This window comes from Agromyces sp. CF514 (assembly GCF_900113185.1).
In the GTDB taxonomy this organism is placed as follows: Bacteria; Actinomycetota; Actinomycetes; order Actinomycetales; family Microbacteriaceae; genus Agromyces.
Window position 1 is genome coordinate 1305080 of record NZ_FOZD01000001.1, and the last position, 22261, is coordinate 1327340.

Annotated in this window: 22 protein-coding genes; 16 read left to right on the forward strand and 6 right to left on the reverse strand. The window is 71.3% G+C overall.

Annotation, left to right across the window (positions count from 1 at the left end):
- Positions 1–49 precede the first annotated feature (49 nt).
- Together BM342_RS05765 and BM342_RS05770 are read left to right on the forward strand one after the other, a co-directional pair.
- Entirely contained in the window at positions 50–841 is a 792-nt protein-coding gene (locus BM342_RS05765; RefSeq protein ID WP_092964487.1) for an MBL fold metallo-hydrolase, read from the forward strand.
- 110 nt (positions 842–951) lie between these two features.
- A complete protein-coding gene (locus tag BM342_RS05770) occupies positions 952–1743 on the forward strand; it encodes a CPBP family intramembrane glutamic endopeptidase (RefSeq protein ID WP_092964488.1) in 792 nt (263 codons plus the stop codon).
- Positions 1744–1830: 87 nt separating this feature from the next.
- Here BM342_RS05770 and BM342_RS05775 read toward each other — a convergent pair whose 3' ends face one another.
- Positions 1831–2649, reverse strand: coding sequence for a CPBP family intramembrane glutamic endopeptidase (locus tag BM342_RS05775; protein ID WP_255368555.1), 819 nt, complete (start codon positions 2647–2649; stop codon positions 1831–1833).
- A 157-nt stretch (positions 2650–2806) separates the two neighbouring features.
- Between BM342_RS05775 and BM342_RS19415 the strand changes: the two genes are divergently transcribed.
- From BM342_RS19415 to BM342_RS19795, 4 genes are all read left to right on the forward strand, one after another.
- Entirely contained in the window at positions 2807–3031 is a 225-nt protein-coding gene (locus BM342_RS19415; protein ID WP_143109765.1) for a hypothetical protein, read from the forward strand.
- Between the two features lie 227 nt (positions 3032–3258).
- Entirely contained in the window at positions 3259–4812 is a 1554-nt protein-coding gene (locus BM342_RS19790) for a hypothetical protein (protein WP_177232069.1), read from the forward strand.
- Entirely contained in the window at positions 4809–5918 is a 1110-nt protein-coding gene (locus tag BM342_RS05785; protein ID WP_092964490.1) for a caspase family protein, read from the forward strand. Before BM342_RS19790 ends, BM342_RS05785 begins: the two co-directional genes overlap by 4 nt.
- On the forward strand, positions 5905–7497 hold the full coding sequence (locus tag BM342_RS19795) for a hypothetical protein (RefSeq protein WP_092964491.1): 1593 nt from the start codon (positions 5905–5907) through the stop codon (positions 7495–7497). Before BM342_RS05785 ends, BM342_RS19795 begins: the two co-directional genes overlap by 14 nt.
- 49 nt (positions 7498–7546) lie before the next feature.
- Here the strand turns inward: BM342_RS19795 and BM342_RS05795 are convergent, their stop codons facing one another.
- Positions 7547–8044 (reverse strand): DUF427 domain-containing protein, encoded by a 498-nt coding sequence (locus tag BM342_RS05795; RefSeq protein WP_092966592.1) that lies wholly within the window; start codon positions 8042–8044, stop codon positions 7547–7549.
- Positions 8045–8147: 103 nt separating this feature from the next.
- Between BM342_RS05795 and BM342_RS05800 the strand changes: the two genes are divergently transcribed.
- Positions 8148–11126, forward strand: coding sequence for an ATP-binding protein (locus BM342_RS05800; RefSeq protein ID WP_092964492.1), 2979 nt, complete (start codon positions 8148–8150; stop codon positions 11124–11126).
- A gap of 29 nt (positions 11127–11155) precedes the next feature.
- Here BM342_RS05800 and BM342_RS05805 read toward each other — a convergent pair whose 3' ends face one another.
- Entirely contained in the window at positions 11156–11914 is a 759-nt protein-coding gene (locus BM342_RS05805; RefSeq protein ID WP_092964493.1) for a class I SAM-dependent methyltransferase, read from the reverse strand.
- A 314-nt stretch (positions 11915–12228) separates the two neighbouring features.
- Between BM342_RS05805 and BM342_RS05810 the strand changes: the two genes are divergently transcribed.
- Positions 12229–12810: an RNA polymerase sigma factor gene (locus tag BM342_RS05810; RefSeq protein WP_092964494.1), complete on the forward strand. Its 582-nt coding sequence runs from the start codon at positions 12229–12231 to the stop codon at positions 12808–12810.
- 92 nt (positions 12811–12902) lie between these two features.
- On the opposite strand, the gene BM342_RS05815 is transcribed toward BM342_RS05810, so the two are convergent.
- Genes BM342_RS05815 through BM342_RS05825 form a run of 3 tightly spaced genes read right to left on the reverse strand, consistent with a single transcriptional unit; the run spans position 12903 to position 15189 of the window.
- Entirely contained in the window at positions 12903–13955 is a 1053-nt protein-coding gene (locus BM342_RS05815) for a carbohydrate kinase family protein (protein WP_092964495.1), read from the reverse strand.
- Positions 13928–14281 (reverse strand): hypothetical protein, encoded by a 354-nt coding sequence (locus tag BM342_RS05820; protein ID WP_092964496.1) that lies wholly within the window; start codon positions 14279–14281, stop codon positions 13928–13930. Before BM342_RS05820 ends, BM342_RS05815 begins: the two co-directional genes overlap by 28 nt.
- Positions 14281–15189, reverse strand: a complete 909-nt coding sequence (locus BM342_RS05825) for an SIS domain-containing protein (protein WP_092964497.1) — start codon at positions 15187–15189, stop codon at positions 14281–14283. The genes BM342_RS05820 and BM342_RS05825 overlap by 1 nt, the downstream gene beginning before the upstream one ends.
- 176 nt (positions 15190–15365) lie before the next feature.
- On the opposite strand from BM342_RS05825, the gene BM342_RS05830 reads away from it, so the two are divergent.
- The 8 genes from BM342_RS05830 to BM342_RS05865 are packed head-to-tail and all read left to right on the forward strand — an operon-like array spanning position 15366 to position 22258.
- Complete coding sequence (locus tag BM342_RS05830) at positions 15366–16673, forward strand: ABC transporter substrate-binding protein (protein ID WP_177232070.1); 1308 nt, start codon at positions 15366–15368, stop codon at positions 16671–16673.
- Positions 16673–17614, forward strand: coding sequence for a carbohydrate ABC transporter permease (locus tag BM342_RS05835; protein ID WP_092964499.1), 942 nt, complete (start codon positions 16673–16675; stop codon positions 17612–17614). The genes BM342_RS05830 and BM342_RS05835 overlap by 1 nt, the downstream gene beginning before the upstream one ends.
- A gap of 9 nt (positions 17615–17623) precedes the next feature.
- Complete coding sequence (locus BM342_RS05840; protein ID WP_255368556.1) at positions 17624–18544, forward strand: carbohydrate ABC transporter permease; 921 nt, start codon at positions 17624–17626, stop codon at positions 18542–18544.
- Positions 18541–19548, forward strand: coding sequence for a D-2-hydroxyacid dehydrogenase (locus BM342_RS05845; protein WP_092964500.1), 1008 nt, complete (start codon positions 18541–18543; stop codon positions 19546–19548). Before BM342_RS05840 ends, BM342_RS05845 begins: the two co-directional genes overlap by 4 nt.
- Positions 19532–20311 carry a DeoR/GlpR family DNA-binding transcription regulator gene (locus BM342_RS05850; RefSeq protein WP_177232071.1) on the forward strand — a complete coding sequence of 260 codons (780 nt, stop codon included), beginning with the start codon at positions 19532–19534 and terminating at the stop codon, positions 20309–20311. The genes BM342_RS05845 and BM342_RS05850 overlap by 17 nt, the downstream gene beginning before the upstream one ends.
- Positions 20305–21195: a class II fructose-bisphosphate aldolase gene (locus BM342_RS05855; RefSeq protein ID WP_092964502.1), complete on the forward strand. Its 891-nt coding sequence runs from the start codon at positions 20305–20307 to the stop codon at positions 21193–21195. The genes BM342_RS05850 and BM342_RS05855 overlap by 7 nt, the downstream gene beginning before the upstream one ends.
- A 26-nt stretch (positions 21196–21221) precedes the next feature.
- A complete protein-coding gene (locus BM342_RS19800; protein ID WP_092964503.1) occupies positions 21222–21581 on the forward strand; it encodes a hypothetical protein in 360 nt (119 codons plus the stop codon).
- Positions 21578–22258, forward strand: a complete 681-nt coding sequence (locus BM342_RS05865) for a polysaccharide deacetylase family protein (protein ID WP_092964504.1) — start codon at positions 21578–21580, stop codon at positions 22256–22258. The genes BM342_RS19800 and BM342_RS05865 overlap by 4 nt, the downstream gene beginning before the upstream one ends.
- Positions 22259–22261: the final 3 nt, after the last annotated feature.

Here is a 22261-nt window from a genome sequence, read left to right on the forward strand (position 1 = left end):
GCGTCTGCGCGCCGAGCCGACCGCGTACCGTGATGCTCGGGGAGGGCCCATGGACGGTGACACTGGTGCCGGCGCGGCGCTGAGCGGCCTGCGGGTCGATCGCGTGAGCGCGCACGTCCACTTCGCGCACACCGAGCATGTGAACTGGGTCGTCTACTCGGGGCCCGACGGGGTCACGCTCGTCGACTCGGGCTACGTCGGCCAGCAGGGGCTGCTCGAAGCATCCCTCGCCCAGGTCGGCGTGAAGCCCGACGATGTCGACGTCGTGCTCATCACGCACGGGCACGCCGACCACCTCGGTGGGGCCGCCTGGCTCGCCGAGCACTTCGGCACGACGGTGCACGCTCACCCGCGCGAGCTCGCGAACGTGCATCGGGAGGTGTTCGAGCAGGTCGGAACCGGCCAGGTGCTGCGCAACGGCTGGCGGCCGGGCGTCGCCCCCTGGGCCTTGGCGATCGTGCCGTTGCTCGACGGGCGGGCCGACCTCGGGGTGCCGAGCGCGACGGAGCCCCCGGTGCGCGACGGCCGCATCGACGTGCCCGGGCGGCCCCGGATGCGTCTCGTCGACGGGCACACGAGCGGGCACGCCGTGTTCGAGTTCGAGGGCGAAGGCGTGCTCGTCGTCGGCGATGCGTTCGTCACGGGGCACCGCACGTCGCCGTTGCAGGGGCCGCAGCTGCTGCCCTCGATGTTCCATCGCGATGCTGCACGGGTGGCGACGTCGCTCGACGGCATCGCCTCGTCCGAAGCGCGCGTCGTGCTGCCCGGGCACGGCGAGGCGTGGTTCGGCCCGGCGTATGCAGCGGTCGATGCGGCGGTCGACGCCGGCTCCGCCTGGTGAACCAGGCCGACTCGACCGGCGCTCCCGGCTCGGTTCCGAGCCTCCGCACGGGGGCGCTGCGATACTGAGCTGTCGCTGCCGTGGCGACGCTCTCGGAGGAAAGGAATCGCATGCGCGTCGCACCCCGCTGGTGGATCGGCATCCTCGTCTGGATCGCCTACGTGATCGTCGTCTTCACCGTCGGGCTGCTCTCGGGGGTGCCGTACGACCAGTACGGCGACAGCGGCGACACGCTCTTCCGGGCGCCCGTGCTGTTCCTCGCCGCGGGGGCCGTGCTGCTCGTCATCGCGACGAGCGTGCTGGGCTGGTGGAAGCCCGCGCTCCGCGAGGAGCGTCGCAGCCGGCACGCCTGGCCGATCATCGCGCCCGCGCTCATGGCGCTCTCGATCGTGATCTCCCTGGCCGTCGGGGTCGACTGGTCGGGCATCGACGGCGGCTACCTCGCCGGACTCCTGCTGCTCGGCGCGCTCGTCGGCTTCAACGAGGAGCTCGTGACCCGCGGCATCCTGCTCACGAGCCTGCGCGGCACCGTGCGCGAGGTGTGGGTGTGGTTCACCACGAGCGCGCTCTTCGGGCTCATGCACGCCACCAACCTGTTCTTCGGGCAGGAGCTGGTGCCGACGCTCCAGCAGATCGGCTTCGCATTCCTCGGCGGCACCGCCTTCTACATCGTGCGCCGCGTCTCGGGGAGCCTCATCTGGGCGATGGCGCTGCACGGCGCCTGGGACATCACGACCTTCGCCGTGGGCCATGCGCCGAGCGGAGCGGCCTTCGGGCTCATCCTCGGCACGATCGGCGAGGTGCTCGCACTCGTGTTCGTCTTCTGGACGTTCCGGAGCAAGGGCGAGGATGCCGCGACGGCGCCGTCCGAGGTCGACGCGGCGCGGCCCGCGGCCGGCTGACGCATCGGTCCGCACGCGCCGAACCCGCGCCATCGTGCGCGATGCGAAACGCCCGGCCTTCCACCTGGAAGGCCGGGCGTTCGTCGGTCAGGCGGAGGGCACGCTCGCACCGCCTGCGGACGGCGCCGTCGCGACATCCGTTCGCTCGTTCGAACCGCGGATCACGAAGGCGACGAACGCGAGGCCGAGGAAGCCGGTGAACAGGTACACGACGTTCGCGATGGCCGCGATGTCGCCCGCGTGGCCGACGCCGGTCGCGAACACCGAGAAGTCCCAGACGCCGTGCAGCACCATCGCCCAGACAAGCGAGCCGGTCGTGCGGCGCAGGATGTAGAACGCGGTGCCGCCGAGGAACGCCGCGAAGACCTGGATGGTCGTGTCGCCGGCGGGCGCGCCGAGCAGCACGTTGATGTAGTGCGACAACCCGAACAGGGCCGAGCTGATGAACCAGACCCATCCCTCGTGCAGGCGGCTGCGGAGCGCCACGAGCATGAGGCCGCGGTTCACGAGCTCTTCGGTGAACCCGACGAGCATCAGCACGACGGATGCCGCGAGGAACGCCCCGCTGTAGCTCGCCCAATCGGTGCCGGCGAGGTTCATCACGGCCGCGACCGCGACGAGGATCGGCACGAGGATCGGCCACCGGTGGCGGCTGCGCTGTCGATCGAAGAGCGCCGGACGCCACCAGCCGAGCAGGCTCGTGGTGATCGCGAGCAGCACGGTCGCGACGATGAGCGACAGCCCGCCGCCGAAGAAGAGGTTGCCCGCGCTGTCGCCCCACTCCTGGTACGGGATGCCGCTCGCCGACTGGATCGTGAAGACCAGTGCGAGGTAGCCCAGCCAGATCGCCAGGCCGATCCAGATGCGGGGGCGGACCCGCAGGGCGGGGGCGGCGGTCGTGGTCATGGGGCTCCTTCCGGAAGGGGCATGCGCCCGATTCGACTGTATCGGGCGGGATTTCTCAGGGTGGATCCGGATGTCCCGCGTCATGATCCGGGGCATGCTGCATCTCTAGGGGTGAGGGCGGATGCCACCGCCCACGACCGAGAACAGGATCCACGCCATGACGACCCACCTGGAATACGTGACCGGGGCGCTCGGAGAGCGCACCGCGCTTCCGTGTGCCTGCGGGCGGGTCGCCGATCACCAGCGGCTGGGGTCTGCCGGGCTCGCCGCGGCATCCGCGGACCTGCCCCTCGGAGCCGGGCATGCGACCGGCCACCGTCGTCGCGCCGTCTCGCTGCGGCCCCTCACCGCTCGGGCCGCACGCGGGCGGCACGCTGCCTGACGTCAGGCCGTGACCGACCGTCGCACGATGGGCTCGTCTGGGCGCATGCTCCATGAGCGGAGACCCCCCCCGGACTGGGGACATGTGGTGCAAATGAGCACGTCGTTACGCTTCGGACAGCGCGCACACGCGATGTGGGGCGCGGGCGCGCCGTCGGCCGTGCGAATCGCCGCGACCGGCAATGAGGTCGGGTAGCGCCCGGCCGTGGGCGCTGCTGGGGGTTCCCGATGGGAGAGCACGTCATCCGTACCACCGGTGACGGTGAGTTGAAGAGCCCGACCGTGGAGGGCGTCGACCAGATCGTGCAGGACGCCGTGGCGGCCGGAAGCATCGTGATCTACTTCCACGGCGGGCTCGTGACCGAGAAGTCCGGCGTCGAGATCGCCGAACGCCTCGGAAAGGAGTTCACGGGCGCGGGCGCGTATCCGATCCATATCGTCTGGCAGTCGGGGTGGTACGAGGTCATCCGCAACAACCTCTTCGAGATCGCGAAAGAGGAGTTGTTCGACCGACTGCTCAAGCGAGTCGTGTCGTGGGCCGTCGGCAAGGCGCGCGTGACCGACGGGGGTCGCGGCGTCGCCCTTCCGCCAGAGCAGTCCGTTCAGGACGAGCTCGCGAGACGCAAGCGCAAGGACGACCCCGAAGCGGGCGCCGAACCGTTCGCGGACGAACCCACCGAGCACGCCGCCCCGCTGACCGCGGAGGACGAGGACGCCTTCGTCCGCGACATCCAGACCGATCAGGATCTCAACCGGGCGCTCGCGGGAGCCCTCGCCGCCAGCAACGTCGCGATGAACCAGGAGGGGTCGCGTGGGGTGCCCGACGTGCCGCCGGAGCCGACCCGGATGGACCCTGCGGTGCTCGCCGAGATCGGCGAGGGCATCGGCCCCGACGGAGCCCGCGGAGGACTCAGCATCGTCGCGTTCGCGAAGAAGGCGTTCCAGGTGCTCACCGCCGTCGTCGGGCGATTCCGCGACGGCACCGACAGCGGCATGTACCCGACCGTCGTCGACGAGCTGCTTCGCGCGTTCTACATCGGCGACGCGGGCGGAGCGCTCTGGGATGCGATGAAGCAGGAGACCGCGGATACGTTCGCCGCCGATGGAAACCGCGGCGGGCGGCTGCTCCTCGATGCGCTCTCGCGCGAGCTGCCGGCCGACGGCAGCGTCAAGATCACGCTCATCGGCCACTCCACCGGTGCCGTGTTCATCGACAACCTCCTGCGCGAGGTCGTGCGCCGCCGCGAGAAGGGCGACTCGCCGCTGCCCGAGAAGACGAGGTTCCAGGTGCTCCTCCTGGCGCCCGCCTCGACGACCACGCACTTCGCCGAGACGCTCGCCATCGCGCGTCCGCTCATCGATCGCTTCCGAGTGTTCACGATGGATGACGAGCACGAACGGGCCGATCGGGTCGCCGGCGCGGTCTATCCCCGATCGCTGCTCTACCTCGTGTCGGGTGCGCTCGAGCGCGACTCGAAGGAAGCTTCGGCCATGGTGCCCGTGCTCGGCATGGCGCGCTACTTCGACTCGAAGTCGGCAGGGCTGAAGAAACTGGTCGGCTCGCCGCTCGGCACGTCCGCCAAGCTGAAGGCGGTCGGCGAATACCTCGCGCAGCAGGACTTCGTCGTGCTCTCGCCGAGCGCCGACGGCGCGAAGGACGGATTCCGCACCGGCGCGACGAGCCACGGCTCGTTCGACAACGAGCCGCTCGTGGTCGCGAGCGTCGTCCACCTCATCCGCGACTACGCCGAGGATCCGGGCGAACCGGAACGGCGACCGTGAACCTCTACCACTACGCCGTCGTCGTCGGCATCAACCGGTACCCGGGCGGGTACAAGTTGCTGCGCGGGCCGGTGGCGGATGCCCGGGCGTTCGCCACCTGGCTGACCGGTTCGAACAAGGGGGGCCTGCCCCGGGAGAACGTGTCGCTCATGCTGACGCCGCGCCCGTACCCGCGAAAGCTCGACGAGGCGAGCCCGCTGAAGGGACGGATCGACTCCGCGCTCTGGAGTGCCCACAAGTCCCTGCGCGCCCGACTCGACGCGGCGCCCGAGGACCAGCGCAGTGCGCTCCGCGACCAGTCGCGGATCTACCTCTTCGTCGCCGGCCATGGCGTCATGCCGCAAGGCGGCGACTCGGCCCTGCTCGATGCCGAGGCGGAACCCGGCCGGCAGACGAACCTCGGCCTCGACAAGTACCTCGACTGGTTCCGACGCGACGGGCAGTTCGCCGAGGTCTGCATCCTCGCCGACTGCTGCCGCGGCTACGACCTGCTGGCCGAGCCGGGTGCGCCCGGCTTCGCACGGGCCGCCAGGGCGCCGGGCGACGTGAGCTACCTCTTCGCGCTCTCGACGAGCGCCGGCCAGCTCGCCTTCGAGGACAAGGCGACCGACGCCGAGCAGTACCGCGGCCACTTCAGCCGTGCGCTGATGCAGGGGCTCGCCGGCGAGGCGACGGATCCCGACACCGGGGAGCTCACCGGCGATCGACTCATCGCCTACGCCCGGCGGATCGTCGCCGAACGGACGAAGGCACTCGGACCCGGCCGCGAGCAATCAGTGCCGCCGCCGCACACGAGCGGCACGCTCACCTTCGGCCCGACCAGGAAGGCCGCGGGCGCCGCTCGAGACGGAGAGCGGACCCCGCCGCCCGGACGCACCAAGCGGAAGGTCAGGATCGTCTTCCCCGACGGATTCACCGGTCGCGTCGAACTCGTCGCACCCGACGCATCGACCGAACTCTGGGACACCGCCGACGGCCCCCTGACGAGGTGGCTCTACGACGGCACCTGGTACGTGCAGCACGAGGGCACGGACATGGACACGAAGGGCTTCGCCGCCGACGGGCTCTTCACCGTCTCGGGGGAGGACTGCGATGTCCAGCTCTGAGATCGGAACGGGGGCAGACGCCGGGGCCGGCGCCGGCGCCGCGGCGGGTGCCGCGGCGGGTGCCGGGGCAGGCTCCGCCCGCTCCGGGCGCCTGCGCATCACGTCGCCCGGCGCGAACCTGCAGGTGCTCGACGCCTACCTTCGACCTGTCGGCGTGCGCGGTGTGGGCTCGGTCGCCTCCGAACTCGCGGCCGGCGCCTACACCGTGATCGGCGATCTCGAGGGGGTCAGCGTCTCGCGGGACGTACTCGTCCGGCCGGGCGGCGACCTCGAGGTGACGCTGGAGATCCCGCTGACGTCTGCGGCGCCCGTGCTGCGCCTGCCGACCTCCGACGAGCACGACGACCTGATCGCACGGGAGCTGACGCAGGCGCCCCCGCTGCCGGGCAAGTCCGTGCTCGTCATCGTTCAGCGCGGCATCATCGGCGAGTCGATGGCGTCCTTCACGCAGTTGCCCTCGGTACGCGACTGGTCGGGCGGGACCGTCGAGCTGCCGAAACCGGTGGGGCAGGGCGAGCCGCTCAGGGCGGTGGGGTGGCGCCTCGACCTCGAGCCCGGCGCCTACCGCCTCCGGTGGGCCAGGAACGGGCGGCGCCCGGTCGAGCACGCCGTCTGGGCGGCGGCCGACCGCAAGATCGCGTTCTTCGTCCCGCAGGGCATCGCCGGCCCCGAGGTGGGACGGATGTCGATGCATCTCCTCGGCGCCAGGTCGAGTTACGACAGCGCGGGCCACCCGGCCGAGCTGGTCGAGCTCGGCCTGTCCCTCCTGCGCAGCGGGGTGAGGCCGGCCTCGCTCGACGAGGCGTCCGCGATGCTGAACAAGGGCCTGCCCCCGACCGCCCGGCTCTTCGCCGCGCTCGCCTTCGCCGCGAACCGCGACGTGCCGATCAGCCGGCGCACCGCGACCAAGCTGGCGTCGGCGATTCGGCAACTGCACGACGAGTTCGGGGACATGCCCGACCTCCTCGCGATCGGCCGGACCATCCCCGAGGCCGGCGTGACCGGGCTGATCGAGGAGCCGCCGATGCTGGGTGCGAGCATGGACCTGCTGCTCGCCGCCGACCGGGTGGACCCCGACGTGATCCCGCCGGGCTCGCTCGTCGAGTCGATCGTCGGCGAGCGGTTCGAGTCCCGGCCGTGGCTGCTCTGGAGGCCGGTCGCGATCGACGAGGCCGTCGAAGCCCGCGCCGCCGCCCGCCGCCTCCTGCGCTCGGGCTCACCGGGCGGTCGGTCGGCCGGCCGGTCGGTCGGCCTCACGGGCTCGAGGCGCGCCGACATCCTCGCCGCCACCGGGGGCGCAGTTGTGCGCCGCATGGAGGGGGCCGTCGGCGGCCTCGACGCGATGCACCTCCTCGACCTGCACGGCACCGGGCCGTCGATGCCGAACGCCCGTGAACCGGTGTCGGCGAGCGTGCTGCAGCGCGTCAAGAGCGTCGTCGAGTCCGTCGCGCCAGTCGTCGAGCTCTCCGAGGCGGATGCCGCGCACGCCCTCGGCGCCGACGAGATCGCCCTCCGGCTCTCGCTGCCCGAGGCCCTCGTGCAGCGCACGCTCGACGACCTGTACGGCGGAGGTCGGTGATGCCGGCAGGCCTCTTGCGGGCCGCACCTCCGCCCGGTCGGGCGATCCGCTACCAGCCGAACGAGCCGGGCCCGCCCTTGAACGGGCCGACGACGTTCGACGTGATCCAGCCGCCGTAGAAGCCGCCGGGCTGCGGCTCGACCGGCTCGCCGTCGACCGTGCAGGCCTCGACGAGGCCCGCGTAGACGGCGATGCGCCCGGAGAGCTCCTCGAACCCGGGCGACGGCGACGGATACTCCCACGCGGCGTGCACCGCTCGATGCGGGCCGGCGACGAGGTCGTAGTACCGGGCCGACCCCTTGAACTCGCAGAACGACGAGCCGGCCGCCGGCACGACCGTGCCGGGCACGAAGTCGTCGATCAGCAGGTAGTACACGGGCGGATGACTCGTCTCGAGCACGCGCAGCACGTCACGCGTGTCGACGATCGGCGCCCCGCCGAGGGCGATCGAGACCCGTGCGTCGACGGCCTCGACGCGAGGCGGGCGCGGGTAGTCCCACACGGACTCCTGGCCCGGAACGGTCGGCAGCGGCGTGGGGTGCGTCATGCGCGTCACGATACGCCGATCACCCGGCACGGACACCGGGTTGACGGAGCCGCCGCCCTCCGCAACGGGCCTTCGGTAGTCTGCCTGCATCGAAGGGGGTCGAATGCCGAGGGAAGCCGTCGCCGTTCCGCTGATCGACATCGCGTCGACCGTGCTCTCCGGGCTCGTGCCCGCACCGATCCTGAAGATCGCCGAGGTCGTGGCCAAGGCCGCGGTCGACGGGCACAAACCCCCGGTCGCACGAACGGCGATCGCGGGCGCCAGACGCGAGCTCAGGCGATGGATCGCCGTCGAGGGCATCCCGAACGACGCGCTCGACACCGGAGCGCAGTTGGCGATCGACGCGCTCGCCGAATGGGGGCCGCTCACCGCCGAACGGGTCGTCCGGTTCCGATCCGACCCCGCGGCGATCGCCGCCGACATCCTGACCCTGGCGGAGCGGGCGCAGCCGTCGGAGGGCGAGCGGGCGGTGTGCCGGCAGATCGTCGAGCGGGTGATCGCCGCGGTGCTCGCCGACGCCGACGCCCGAGCCGAACTGGGATTCGACCTGCAGGTCGGCACCGCCGTCGCCGTCGAGACGCTGGGCGCGAAGATCGACCTGCTGCTCGACGGCGACGCCCCGAGCGGGCTCGAACTCGATCGGCTGCGCACGCGGTCGCGCGCAGGACTCGACCGCATGGCCAACGCCCAGTTCGGCCGCCACGAGCTCGTCGGCTGGGATGCCTCTGAGGAGCCGGCACGCACGCTCGACACCTGGCGCTGGTCCGAGCAGGTCGACCGCGCTCTCCGCTCGATCATCGCGGGATCGAACGGCGTCTTCGACGTCGAGCCGCTGCGCCGGATCCTCGCGCAGGCCACGATGCCGTTCGAGAGCCTGCGGGCGCGGCTCATCGACGCGAGGCTCCCCGACCTGCTCTCACGAGCCGCCGCAGCGCGGCGTGCGGATGCCGACGCCATCGATCCCGACGTGCTCACGTCGCTGCATTGGCTCGTCGAGCAGTGCGCGGCCCCCGAGTACCGCATCGTGCTGCCCGTCGTCGGGGGCTGGGGAACCGGCAAGACGACGGTGTCGCGACGCACGGCCGACGAGCTGTTCACCCGTGGCCGCTTCGTGATCGTGGTCGCGCCGGTGGCCCGGGCGGGCTTCGAGGACGAGCTCGCACGAGCCGCATCGGCCGTGCTCGATCGCCCGATCACCTCCGCCGCGCAGCTCGCGACGGAACTCGGCGAACTCGACCGGCATGCCGTCGTCGTCGTGGACGACGCCCACGAGTGGGGCGTCGAGGCCGGCTTCGCCGCCGCCCTGCAGCACGCGATCAGCGCGTCGACCGTCGGCGACCGCGTGCGGTGGGTGGTCTCGACGAGCGTCGAGCACTTCGACACGGTGCACGATCGCCGCAATCCCAGGTTCTGGGCCGAGTACGGCACCGAGGGGCGGCCAGACACCTGGCTCGACCTCGATCGCACGAACGTGGCCCAGCAGCTCGGGCGCGACATCCTCGTGACCGCGGCCCCCGTCGGCGACCGGCCGTCGATCAACGCGTACTTCGGCCTGCCCGGCGAACAGCGCGACGGCGGGTGGGAGCTGCTCTGCCAGCCGTTGCCCGCGTGGATCCAGGTCGAGATGAGCCGGCACCGGGGGCTGGGCTTCGGGCTCACCGAGGGGGAGTTCGCCGCCGAGTACTGGGACCTCGTGACCGAGCGCCTCGGCCCGACGCCGTGGATGGTGCGGTCGGCCGCGCAGGTGCTCGCGCTCCTCGACGAGCGGTTCGCGGCGACCTGCGGCGAGCCGATCCCGGCGGCGGACCTCGAGCATCGGTTCGTCGGCGCACCCGAGACCGAGGAGCGGGTCGGGGTGTTCAGCCGCATCATCGGTGCGCTCACCGGCGCCCGGATCCTGCGCCGCGACGGCGAGCGACTGCAGCCGGGAGGGGACGTGCTGTGGGCCTCCCGACTCCTCGGCGCCGGCTGGGACGGCGACGTCTCGTCTTCGGCGGGCGTCATCGCGGCGATGGCACCGTGGCGCGCCGACGGCGACCGGAGCGTGGCGCGACTGCGGCAGGCCGTGCTGCGCGAATGGCTCGTGCGGCTGGACTCCGACGGCGCCGTGGACTGGGACCTCGGCGAGGTGCTCGACGCGTTGTGGGACCGCAAGGGCGGCAACCCCGTGCTCTGGGGCGCCGCGCCGCGACTCTCCGTCGAGACGCAGCGCCGCCTCGTGATCCGCGCGAAGCGGTCGGTCGCGGCGATCGCCGGGGGCCACGACGTCTACCTGTTCCTCCGCTGGATGCTCGTCGCCCCCGACGGGGTCTGGAACCCCGGCGTCGCGGTCAGGATCGCGTGCGCCGTCGCGACGCAGGTCGCGGCATCCGGCCTCTCGCAGTACCTGGTCTCGGTGGTCGACCGCTACGCGCACGAGCTGGAGCTCTCGGATGTCGAGTCGGTGACGAGACTGCTCGTGCAGCTCGACGGTGCGGCGTCCGCGACCGGGTTCGCCGGGGAGTTCGTCGGCGTGTTCATGCGGGCCGCGACCTGGGTGCAGGGCGAGACCCTCGCGGTCGCCGCGCTGCGGCTGCTCGACCAGGGCGGCAACAGGAGCGGGAGCGCAGAGCCGAATCGGGCCGCCCCGGGGGAGACGCGGACCGCACCCCGCGAGTCGGCCTTCGCGCTGCTGGTGGTCGACGCCGTCGCGTCCTCGGTGATGAGCGACGACGTCGTCGACGGATACGAGACGCTCGTCGCCGCGCGCTGGTTCGGTTCGCGCGGGGACCTTCGACCTGCCCAGCGCACAACGCGGAACGCCGCGCACCGGGCGCTCGGGCACGCCTACGGCAGCGCTCGTCACGCACCGCAGGTCGTCGAGATCGTCGATCGGCTGGTCGACGGCACCGACCGGACGCGACTCGAATCGGCGCTCTTCGTCGTGCGGCACACCCGGACGACCGGCGGCCTCGCCCGGGTGAGCGTCGACGAGGACTTCCATCCCGCACTCCGCGTGATCAGTCGCCGGCGGGGCGAGCTCCCGCCCGCCCTCGTCGAGCGCTGGGTGCTGCCGCTCCTGGAAGCGAACGGCATCGACTGACGACGCGGTCGGCGGCGGGCGATCCGAGGTCAGCGCGAGCGACGGGCGAGCAGCGTGGCGTCCTCGATGTCGACGGTCACGCCGTCGCGCACCGCCGAGCGGGGCCGCTGCTCGGCGACGAGCACCTCGAAGTCGGCGGGCAGGGCGGGCAGCAGGTCCGAGGCGAGGAACATCGCGTCGTGGTGGCTGGCCGACAGGTGGGTGAACACGGGCGACGGCGCGTGCCCGACCACGAGCAGGTGCCCGCCGGGGGCGACGGCCTGCGCCAATCGGCGGGTGACGTCGACCATGCCCGCCTCGGGCGGGTGCAGGAAGTGCGTCGTCACGAGGTCGAACTCGCGGCCCGCGGGGTCGAACGCACGCGCGTCGACCCGCCACCAGTCCGTGCGGTCGGCGACGCCCGCCTGCTCGGCGTGCCTGGCGGCGCGGGCGAGGCCGTTCGCCGAGAAGTCCGCGCCCGTCACCCGCCACCCCTGCTGCGCGAGCCAGATCACGTCGCCGCCTTCGCCGCAGCCGACGTCGAGCGCGGTACCGGGGGACAGGGCGGATGCCTCGGCCACGAGCTGCGGGTTCGGCCGCCCGCTCCAGACCTGCGCGTCGCCCGCGTAGCGCTCGTCCCACGCGTCGGGCTCGAACATCTCGCGGGTGCCGGATGCCGCGGGCGAGCCCTGACGACCGGCGCCGTCGGGTTCGTGCTCGCCCGCGTCGACGTGTTCGTGGTGCTCGTGGGCCGGGTGCTCGTGCGCCGGCTGCTCGTGCGTGGAGTGCTCGGGCTGGTGGTGGCTCATGGGTGACGTGTCCTCTCGCTCCCTCGAGCGTAGGAACCCGCTGCCCCGAGCGCACGCGCGCGTGCCGTTTCGGCAACACGCGACATCCGTTCCAGGCCGGGGTGCCGCGGCTCGGACCCAGCGCCGCCGGCCGGTGGCGCGCTCGATCCCCCCAGATCCATCCAGCGTTGCACCGGCCGACGGCCGCCTCGGATCGCGAACGACACGGGGCCTCCGAGAGGGGTGACGGAGCAAACCCCGAAATGTGACACGATTCTCCGGAACCCGTTCGACCGCATCCCGAAGTCGAACCCGACGACCCGAGCGGAGCACCCATGACCGCCGACGCGAACCCGGAGCGCAGCGATCCCGCAGAGACGCTGCGCGCGATGTTCGAGGAGCAGCCGCATCGACTGCGGCGCCGTGCCGTCAGCCTCGGACTGCGTCACCACGACGCCGAGGACGCCGCCCAATCGGTGGCGACGGCAGCGCTCGAGCACGTCGCCGAGGTGCGATCGGCCGAGGAGCCCGTGATCTGCGCGTGGGTCGACACCATCGCCCGCCGTGTCGTCGCCGACGAGTATCGGCGCCGAGACCGTGAACGTGCGTTCGTCGGAGGCATCGACATCGGCCTCGACGCCGTGAACGACGATCGCGACGGTGGGCTCGGTGCGGCGCTCGGGCTCGTCTCCCGCAGTGCGGAGGCCGAGTGGGAGCAGCGCGACCGCGTGCTCGTGACGGCGAGGGCCGTGCAATCGCTGCCCGACGCGCTGCGCGAAGTGGTCGAACTGCGTTACGGGCGCGACCTCTCGACCCGGGGCATCGCCGAGCAGCTCGGCTTGACCGACGCGGCCGTTCGCCAGCGGCTCACCCGCGCTCGCACCGCCCTCGCCGCCGGCGTGACCGCCGCCCGCTGAGCGGACGACCGCTGACCGCCGCCCGCTGAGCGGACGGCCGCTGAACGGACGGACGGCCTCGCCGTCCGGCGGAGCTCAGCCGGTGGGCAGGCTCAGGGCGAGGTGTCGCGCGAGTCGCGCGACGGAACGGTCGCCGCGTCTCCGACCTCGGCCGTGACCTCTCCCGTGACCTCGACCGTGGCGGCCAGCGCCGTCGCAGCCGCGAGGCCGGGCTGCGCGCCCACGCCTCCGGCGCCGCGCGTCGACGCCGTGCCGCACGCGACCGCGAGGGCCAGGGCGTCGGCGATGCCGGCATCCGAGAGCCGTGCGGCGAGGAAGCCGGCCGCGAGGGTGTCGCCCGCGCCGACCGTGTCGACGAGCTCGCCCTCGACCGTCGGCGTCGCCGCGCGGGTGCGCTGCGTCTGGCCACCTGAGAGGCGTGCGGCGACCGCACCCTCGGCGCCGAGCTTGCAGACGACGACCGCGCCCTCGGGCATGACGTCGAGCAGCGCTTCGACCGCGGCGTCGAGGTCGTGAATGCGCGTGATGCCGCAGATCTCCTGCTCGTTGCCGAAGAACACGTCGACCGACGCGAGCACGCCGAGCACGCCGCGATCCCACTGCTCGGTCGGATCGAAGTTGCCGTCGAGCGAGGTCGTCAGCCCGAGCGCGCGAGCACGGGCGAACAGCCCGGCGGCATCCGCCCAGAGGTCTTCCTGCAGGAAGTACGAGCCGACGTGCAGGTGCCCGAAACGGCTGAGCACGGCATCCGGAACCTCGGATGCCGCGATGCGACCGATCGACCCCATCGAGGTCAGGATCGCCCGGTCGCCGCCGGGCCTCGTCAGGTGCGTGGAGGCCCCGGTCGGCAGCTCGGCGTCGATGCGCACGAGCTCGGTGCCCACGCCGCGACGCGCGAGCTCGGCGTCGAGGAAGCTGCCGAAGGTGTCGTCGCCGCGCACGCTGAGCAGGCTGGTCGGCACGCCGAGGGCGGCGGCGCCGCACGCGGTGATCGCCGAGGAGCTGCCCATGGTGAGCGTCGTCGACGGCACGAGCTGCTCGTGCTGGCCGAAGCGCAGGTCGCCGTCGAGCTCGATGATGAGGTCGACGCAGAGCTCGCCGACCACGAGCAGCGGGGTCAGCGAGGGGGACGAGGCGTGAGCCATTCGGTCCAGACTCCTTCGAATTCGATGGCGTTGCGGTGACCCCAGTCTCGTACAGCCGACTCGGCCGCGGCGCAGGCGGCGTCGACCGCTTCGACGCCGCGGTCGCCGCCGTGGATCGAGACGATCGGCCAGGCGCTGGTCGGCGCGGCGTCCGGTGCCGATCCGTGCGACGGCGCTCCGCTCGCGACGACGGCGGATGCCGCGACGAACGCCGCGAGCACGTCGCCGTCGCCGAGCGCGAGCGCCTGCGCCACGGCATCCGCCACCGCGCCTAGCAGGTGCTGGCTCTCGGGGTGCGGCGGAGCCGTGACGGTGACGAGCGGCATCAGCTCGTGGCCAGCACGGACCGGTTCAGGAACGGCGGGGTGTCGGGGTTGCGCCCGGCTTCGAGGGCCAGCGCGAGCGCGAGGCGGTGCACGAGCACGAGGTTGGCCTGCGGGTCGAGGTCGTTCGAGTACACGGCGGCGCCGGTGGCGCGAACGTCGGCGACGACCGACTCGGGCACGTCGTCGAGGAACCAGACGAGCGAGTGCTCGCCGGCGCACGAGATCGGGCCGTGCTGGTACTCCCAGACGGGGTACGACTCGGTCCAGAAGCCGGCGGACTCGCGCACCTTGAGGGCGGCCTCGTAGGCGACGCCGACGCCCCAGCGGTGGCCGAGGAACACGACGTGCCGCAGCGTGGCGGGGTCGGCCGGGAGGTCGAGCGCGAGCGCTGCACGGCCGTCGGCCACGAGCGTCTCGGGTGCGGCGCCGATCGAGGAGCGCAGCACAGTGAGGCCGGTGGTGGCGAAGCGGGTCTGCACGATCGACTGCTCGTCGGCGAAGCCGAGGTGCACGGTGCGGTCGGCGCAGAGGCGGCCGAGCGGGGTGTCGGTGTCGCCGAGCAGCGCGGTGATGCGGTGCGTGTCGCGGAAGCGCTCGACGACCTCGACGACGTCGGCGGTGGTGCCCGAGCGCGAGATGACGACGATGTGCTCGTCGTCGTCGACCCAGGTCATCTCGCTGGGGATCGCGGCGCGCGTCCGGCCGAGGCCCGCATCGTTGCGGAGGTACGCGTAGGCGTCGCCCACGTAGTACGAGGTGCCGCATCCGACGACGAGCACCTTCTCGCCGGCCGCGGGCAGCAGTGCGAGCTGCTCGGCGGGGAGGTCGAGGGCCTGGGCCCAGATGTCGGGCTGGCTGGTCAGCTCGGCACGGGTGATCTCACCCGGGCCGTCAACACGGTCATTCATTGCGAGTTCCTTGATGTCAGCACCGCTGATGGCGGTGATATACGCAGATTCAATCAGAAATGAGCAGATTATGGAAGTTCTTGACGAATTGGGATGGATGTTGCAAACTACCTGAATCCAAGTGGCGCAGCGCAGCACCGCGACTCGCCGTTCCGATCACAAGAGGAGATCGCAGCGTGAAACTCAGTAGGAAGATGCTCGCCACCGTCGCCATCGCGATGGCCAGCACCGTGGCACTCGCCGGGTGCGCCGGGTTCGGCGGCGGGGGCAGTGACGAGGGCGACTCCGCATCGGGCGACCTCACCTTCACGACATGGGGGAGCGAAGCCGAGGAGATCGCGTTCAAGGACCTCATCGGCCAGTTCGAGGCCCAGCACGAGGGCACGAAGGTCAAGCTCAACGTGGTGCCGTACGACCAGATGTTCTCGAACATCGACGCTCAGCTCTCGTCGGGCGACGCGCCCGACATCTTCCGAGTCGACTACGGCAACCTCGGCGTCTACTCCAGCCAGGACCAGCTGCTCGACCTCAGCTCGTCGTTCACCGACGACGAGGTCGCCGAGTTCACCCCCGCGATGTGGGAGGCCGTCTCGTACGACGGCAAGCCCTACGGCGTGCCGCACCAGACGGATGTCTCCGCGCTGCTCGTCAACACCGACATGCTGACCGCGGCGGGCATCGACGTGTCGACCCTGCCCACCTCGCAGGACGACGCGTGGACGTGGGACCAGTTCGCCGACTTCGCAGCCGACCTCCGCACGAAGCTCCCCGCCGACAAGTACCCCTTCGTCTACAACTGGCAGCTGGGCGGCGCACCGCGCTGGCTGAGCTGGCTGTTCCAGGCCGATGGCGCGTTCCTCGGCGAAGACGGCAAGACCCCTGAGATCGACTCGGCCGCCGGCGAGAAGGCCCTCGACTTCACCAAGTCGTTCTTCACCGAGAACTGGGTGCCGCCGACCTCGTCGACCAAGTCGCCGACCTACGCCGACTCGCTCTTCACCGAGGGCACCGCGGCCATGGCGTTCCTCGGATCGTTCCTCGTGCCCGACGTCGACAGCCTCGCGAAGTTCCAGTGGACCGCGATCCCGATGCCGAAGGACGAGCGCGGAGCGACCGACCTCGGCGGCAACGCCCTCGTCGCGACGAAGGACACGAAGAACCCCGAGCTGGCCGCCGAGTTCCTGAAGTTCATGGTCTCGGCAGATGCGATGAGCGAGTTCTGCGCCGCGACGAACGAACTGCCGACGCGCACCGACCTCGGTGGCGACGCGATCGACTTCGCCGTTCGCCCCGACGTGATGCCCGCATTCGTCGACCAGGCTGCGACCATTGAGCCCAGCGACGTCAAGCAGCTCACCTCGCCGGCCATGGCCGCGATCAACACCGCGCTGCAGGACCAGCTCGAGGCGGCCTTCATCGGCGGCCAGTCGACGAAGGACACGCTGTCCAACCTCAACGACGCCATCAAGGAAGCTGCAGAGTAATGACCACCACCACCGCCCGCGGCCGGGAGGGCGTCCAGGCGCCCGCCCGCCCGCGGGCGGCGCGCCGCGCCGCCCGCATCAAGGAATCCCTCGTCGGCTGGGGGTTCCTCACGCCGAACCTGCTGCTCATGGCGGTGTTCCTGTTCCTCCCGATCGTCTGGGCGGTGCAGCTGTCGTTCCAGGAGACCAAGGGCTTCGGCACCCCCGAGTGGGTCGGGCTCGACAACTACGTGAAGCTCGTCACCGACCCGGTGTTCTGGCAGAGCTTCGGCAACACCATCGTGTTCACGATCCTCACCGTGCCGGTCGTCATGATCGGCGGCCTCGGCCTCGCGGTGCTGCTCAACTCGGTGCTGCCGGCCCGCGGCGTGTTCCGCACGGCCATCGTGCTGCCCATGGTCATCTCGGGCGTCGCCTCGGCGATGGTCGCGGTCATCCTGTTCTACGAGTCGAACGGCCTCATCAACAAGGTGCTCGCCGCGGTCGGGCTGAGCCCGGTCGCCTGGCAGTCCCAGGGCGTGCCGGCCATGATCTCGGTCGTCGTCGTGGCGATCTGGCTGCGCATCGGCTTCAACATGATCATCTACCTGGCCGGCCTGCAGGGCATCTCGCCCGAGGTCTACGAGGCCGCCCGCATCGACGGCGCCTCGCGCTGGCAGCAGTTCCGGTCGATCACGGTGCCGCTCGTCGGGCCCTCGTCGTTCTTCCTGCTGATCATGAACGTCATCGCGTCGTTCCAGGTCTTCGACCTCATCTTCGTGATGACGGGCGGCGGGCCGGGCAACTCGACCTCGGTGCTCGTGACCTACGCGTACCGCAACGGCTTCCAGATCCGCGAGCAGGGCTACGGCGCCGCGATCGGCATCGTGATCCTCATCATCACGCTCATCTTCACCTTCATCCAGTGGAAGACGAGCCGCACCCGTGACCTGGTCGAGTAGGAGCATCCCATGACCCAGACCACAGCACTGCTCGAGATCTCCGAGGCCGAGATGCTCGGCGACCGCAAGGCGGCGAGGCTCCAGCGTCGGCGCGAACGCAAGGGCAGCACCATCGGCGCCCGCCGCGGCATCGTGTGGCGCACCCTCATCGCCACGCTCGTCGCGATCATCGTGCTCTTCCCGCTCTACTGGATGGTCGTCGTGGCGTTCTCGCCCCGCGGCGAGGTGTTCGAGCCGGGCCTGCGCTTCTGGCCCAGCACGTGGACCTTCGAGAACTTCGACAAGGTCTTCGCCCAGTACCCGGTCGCGACCTGGTTCGGCAACTCCGTCGTGATCGGCGTCTTCGTGACGGCCTTCACCGTGGTCGTCAACCTGCTCGCGGGCTACGCGTTCGCGCGGCTCAAGTTCCGCGGCAGCAACGTCGTGTTCCTGCTGGCGCTCGCGACGATGATGATCCCCGTGCAGGCGATCATGGTCGCCCAGTTCAAGCTCGTCTCGGGCATCGGCATCTACGGCACCTACTGGGGCGTGATCCTGCCCGGCGCGGCCGCGGCGTTCGGCATCTTCCTGGCGCGGCAGTTCTTCATCGGCATCCCCGACGAGATCGTCGAGGCCGCGAAGATCGACGGCGCCGGTCACCTGCGCATCTTCATCCAGGTGGTGCTGCCGCTCTGCAAGCCGCTCATCGCGGTGCTCACGCTGCTGACGCTCATGGGCAGCTGGAACGACTTCGCCTGGCCGCTCATCGCGCTGAAGGACAACGACCTGTTCACGTTGCCGATCGGCCTGCTCTACCTCAAGGGGCAGACGGCGCCCGACTACAACTCGATCATGGCGCTCGCCCTCATCTCGGTGCTGCCGATGGTGCTCCTGTTCCTCTTCTTCCAGCGCTACTTCGTCCAGGGCTTCGCCCGGGCGGGAATCAAATGACCCTCACGTACCTCAGCACCCTGCCCCTGCCCGACTCCTGGTTCGCCGAGCTCTCCGAGCGCCTGCCCGACGTCGAGGTGCACCGCCTCGCCGCGGGCGAGACGCCCGACCCCGCCCTGCTCGAACGGGTCGACCTGCTGCACACGAGCGAGTGGTTCCCCGAGGCATCCGCCGTGCCCGCGCTCAGGTGCGTGCAGCTCGACACCTCGGGGGTCGACCACGTCCGCCGCACGACGCTCTGGCAGACCGGCGTGCCGATCGCCACGCTCGGCGGCATCGCCCCCGTGCCCATGGCCGAGTACGCGATGATGTCGATCCTCGAACTCGCACATCGGATGCCGCTCATCGAACGCCATCGTGCCGACCGCACCTGGCCGACGAACGCCGACCGGCTCTCGTCGCTGACGCCGCGGCAACTGCCCGGCGCGACGGTCGGCATCATCGGATACGGCCGCATCGGACGCGAGATCTCGCGCCTCGCGACCGCGTTCGGCATGCACGTGCTCGGCCTCAGCCGCACCGGCGTTCCGGCGCCCGCCGACGCGAAGTTCGACACCGGGCGCCAGGCTCCGGGCGAGGACCGCGCCGAGATCCTCCCGATGGAGGCCCTGCCGGAGGTCATGCGTCGAAGCGACATCCTCGTGGTCGTCGTGCCCCTCACCGAGCTCACGCGCGGCATGATCGGGGCCGAGCAGCTCGACCTGCTGCCCGACGGCGCGCTCGTCGTGAACATCGCGCGCGGCGGCATCGTCGACGAGCAGGCCCTGCTCGAGCGGCTGCGCGACGGCCGCATCGGCGGCGTCGCCCTCGACGTGTTCGACGAGGAGCCGCTCGGAGCCGAATCGGTCTGGTGGTCGGAACCCGGCGCGCTCATCACGCCGCACGTTGCCGGACTTGCCCCGCAGTATCATGCACAGACGCTCGACCTCGTGGTCGAGAACCTGACCCGACTGGCTGAGGGCCGGTCGATCGTGAATGAGGTTGATCGTGTCTCCGGTTACTGAACCCCTGCTCGGCCCGAAGCGCCAGCGCGAGCTGCTCAACTACATCCGCACCTACGGTGCAGGCTCGGTCACCGAGATGGCGCGCCTGCTCGGCGTGAGCACGTCGACCGTGCGTCGCGACCTGAACGACCTGCAGGATCGCGGGCTCATCGAGCGCGTGCACGGCGGAGCGGCGCAGGTCGAAGACGACGTCGAGCCCCTGCGGCCGATCCGCGAGGTCGCGTTCGCCGAAGAGAAGCAACGCATCGGGCGCGCCGCGGCGGCGCACATCAGCCCGAACTCGACGGTGCTCATCACGGGCGGCACGACGACCGAGGCGATGCTGCCGTTCCTGGGCTCCATCCGCGGGCTCACCGTGCTGACGAACAGCCTCACCGTCGTGAACCGGCTCTCCCAGTACTCCGACATCGACATCATCGTGCTCGGCGGCCTGCTGCGCCGGCAGGAGATGAGCCTGCTCGGGCACCTGACGATCGCGGGTCTCGACGAGTTCGGCATCGACCAGGCGTTCACGGGCGCGTTCGGCGTGGACCCCGAGATGGGACTCACCGGAACGAACCTCTCCGAGACGCAGACCGACCGCTCGCTGGCGTCTTCGGCGATGCGCCTCACGGTGCTCGCCGACCACTCGAAGCTCGCGCAGCGCGGGCCCGCGCGGCTCGTGCCGACGTCGGGCATCTCGCGCCTGATCGTCGACGACGGGGCGGATGCCGCAGTGCTCCAGCGACTCCGCGACGCGGGGGTGACCGTCGAGACATGCTGACCGACACCGCTCGCCTGTTGGCGGGGGTGGGCGGGAGCCTGCCCGCCGTCGCCGCCTTCAACGTCATCACCCTCGAGTACGCCGAGGGCATCGTCGCCGGCGCCGAGCGCGCCGGACTGCCCGTGCTGCTCTCGGTCAGCCACAACGCCGTGCGGTTCCACGGGGGCCTCGCGCCCATCGCGGCCGCCTGCACGGCGCTCGCCGAGCGCGCCTCCGTCGGCGTCGGGCTGCACCTCGACCACTGCGAGGACGCCGCGCTCGTGCTGGAGTCGGCCGACCTCGGCTTCGGCTCGGCCATGTTCGACGCCTCGACCCTGCCGTACGAGCTGAACGTCGCCGAGACCGCTCGGGTCGCGGCGCTCGGCCGTGCACGCGGCCTCTGGATCGAGGCCGAGCTCGGCGAGATCGGCGGCAAGGACGGCGCCCACGCACCCGGCGTGCGCACGGACCCCGCCGAGGCGTCCGAGTTCGTGCGGGCGACCGGCGTCGACGGGCTCGCCGTGGCCGTCGGCACCTCGCACGCGATGACCTCGCGCACCGCCATGCCCGACACCGAGCTCATCGCCCGCATCGCTGCGGCCGTACCCGTGCCGCTCGTCCTGCACGGGTCGTCGGGCGTCGCCGACGACGCGATCCGCGCGACGGTCGCCGCCGGCATCCGCAAGGTCAACGTCGGCACGCAGCTGTCGGCCGCGTACACCGATGCGCTGACCGCCCGTCTCGGCGGCGGCCCCGACCCGCGGGCCGCGCTGAAGCAGGCCCGCGAGGCGATCGCCGCGACCGTCGAGCACCTGTTGCAGGTCATCTCGTCGCCCGCGACGTTGCCGGAGTCCGCGACGTCCACCGCATCCGCGCCGGCGACCGTGCCCGAACGCACGCGCTGAGCGCAGCACCACGAAAGGAACCACCCATGTCCGCAACCGTGTCCGGTCCGAGCTCGCACGAGGGCGAGCCGAGCGCCGCAGCCCTCCTCGAAGCCGGCGACATCGTCGGCCTCATGCGCGCGTGCCACGACCGCCGCCTCGAGCGCGAGGGCATCCCCATGGTGCTCGGCTTCGTCGACGAGCGCCGCGAGATCCCCGCATCGACGGATGCCGCGCAGCTCGCCGAGGGCAACGCCTTCGCCGACGTCTTCGACCGCTACACCGACGCGCTCGTGCCGTTCGCGCGCGACGAGGACGAGGGCGCCGTGATCACCGCGATGCAGGTCGTCGCCTACACGCACTTCGCGCCCGGAGCGGCGCCCATCTCCGAGGAGGCCTCCGCATGACCCAGCCGTCGTTCACCGCCCAGCGCGAGCAGCTGCGCCGCGGCCACTTCATCCGCGTCGTGAACTACCACTCGACGCCGAACGGCGCCCGCGACGAGCTCGCGCGCGAGCTCGCCGGATTCGCCCGCGACTACGCGACCGTCACGCTCGACGACCTCGACCGGCTCTTCGAGACCGGCACCTGGCACAAGGACAAGCCCGGGCTGATCCCCGTGTTCTACGAGGGCTACCGCAACTCGGCCACCGTCGCCGCGCCGCTCTGCGACGAGCTCGGCCTCACGGGCTGGTTCCCGATCGCGACGTCGTTCGTCGACGCCGACGTCGAGCACCAGGAGGCGTTCGCCAGGGCGCACTGGATCTCGCTCGTCGAGGAGGACACCAAGGGCGGCCGCATCGCCATGGACTGGGACGAGGTGGCCGACCTCTCGAAGCGCCACGTCGTGTTCCCGCACACGGCGCATCACGAGGGCTTCGACACCGTGCTGTCCGATGCCGACATCGAACGCGAGGTCGTCGAGTCCAAGCGCGCGCTCGAGGCCGTCACCGGTCAGGAGGCGCCCGCGTTCGTCTGGCTGCACGGCTCGTCGTACGGGCAGAACCCGCGCCACGACGCCGCGGTGAAGGATGCCGGCTACCGGTACCAGTTCGCCAACACGATGATCCACCGCGTGAACTGACGC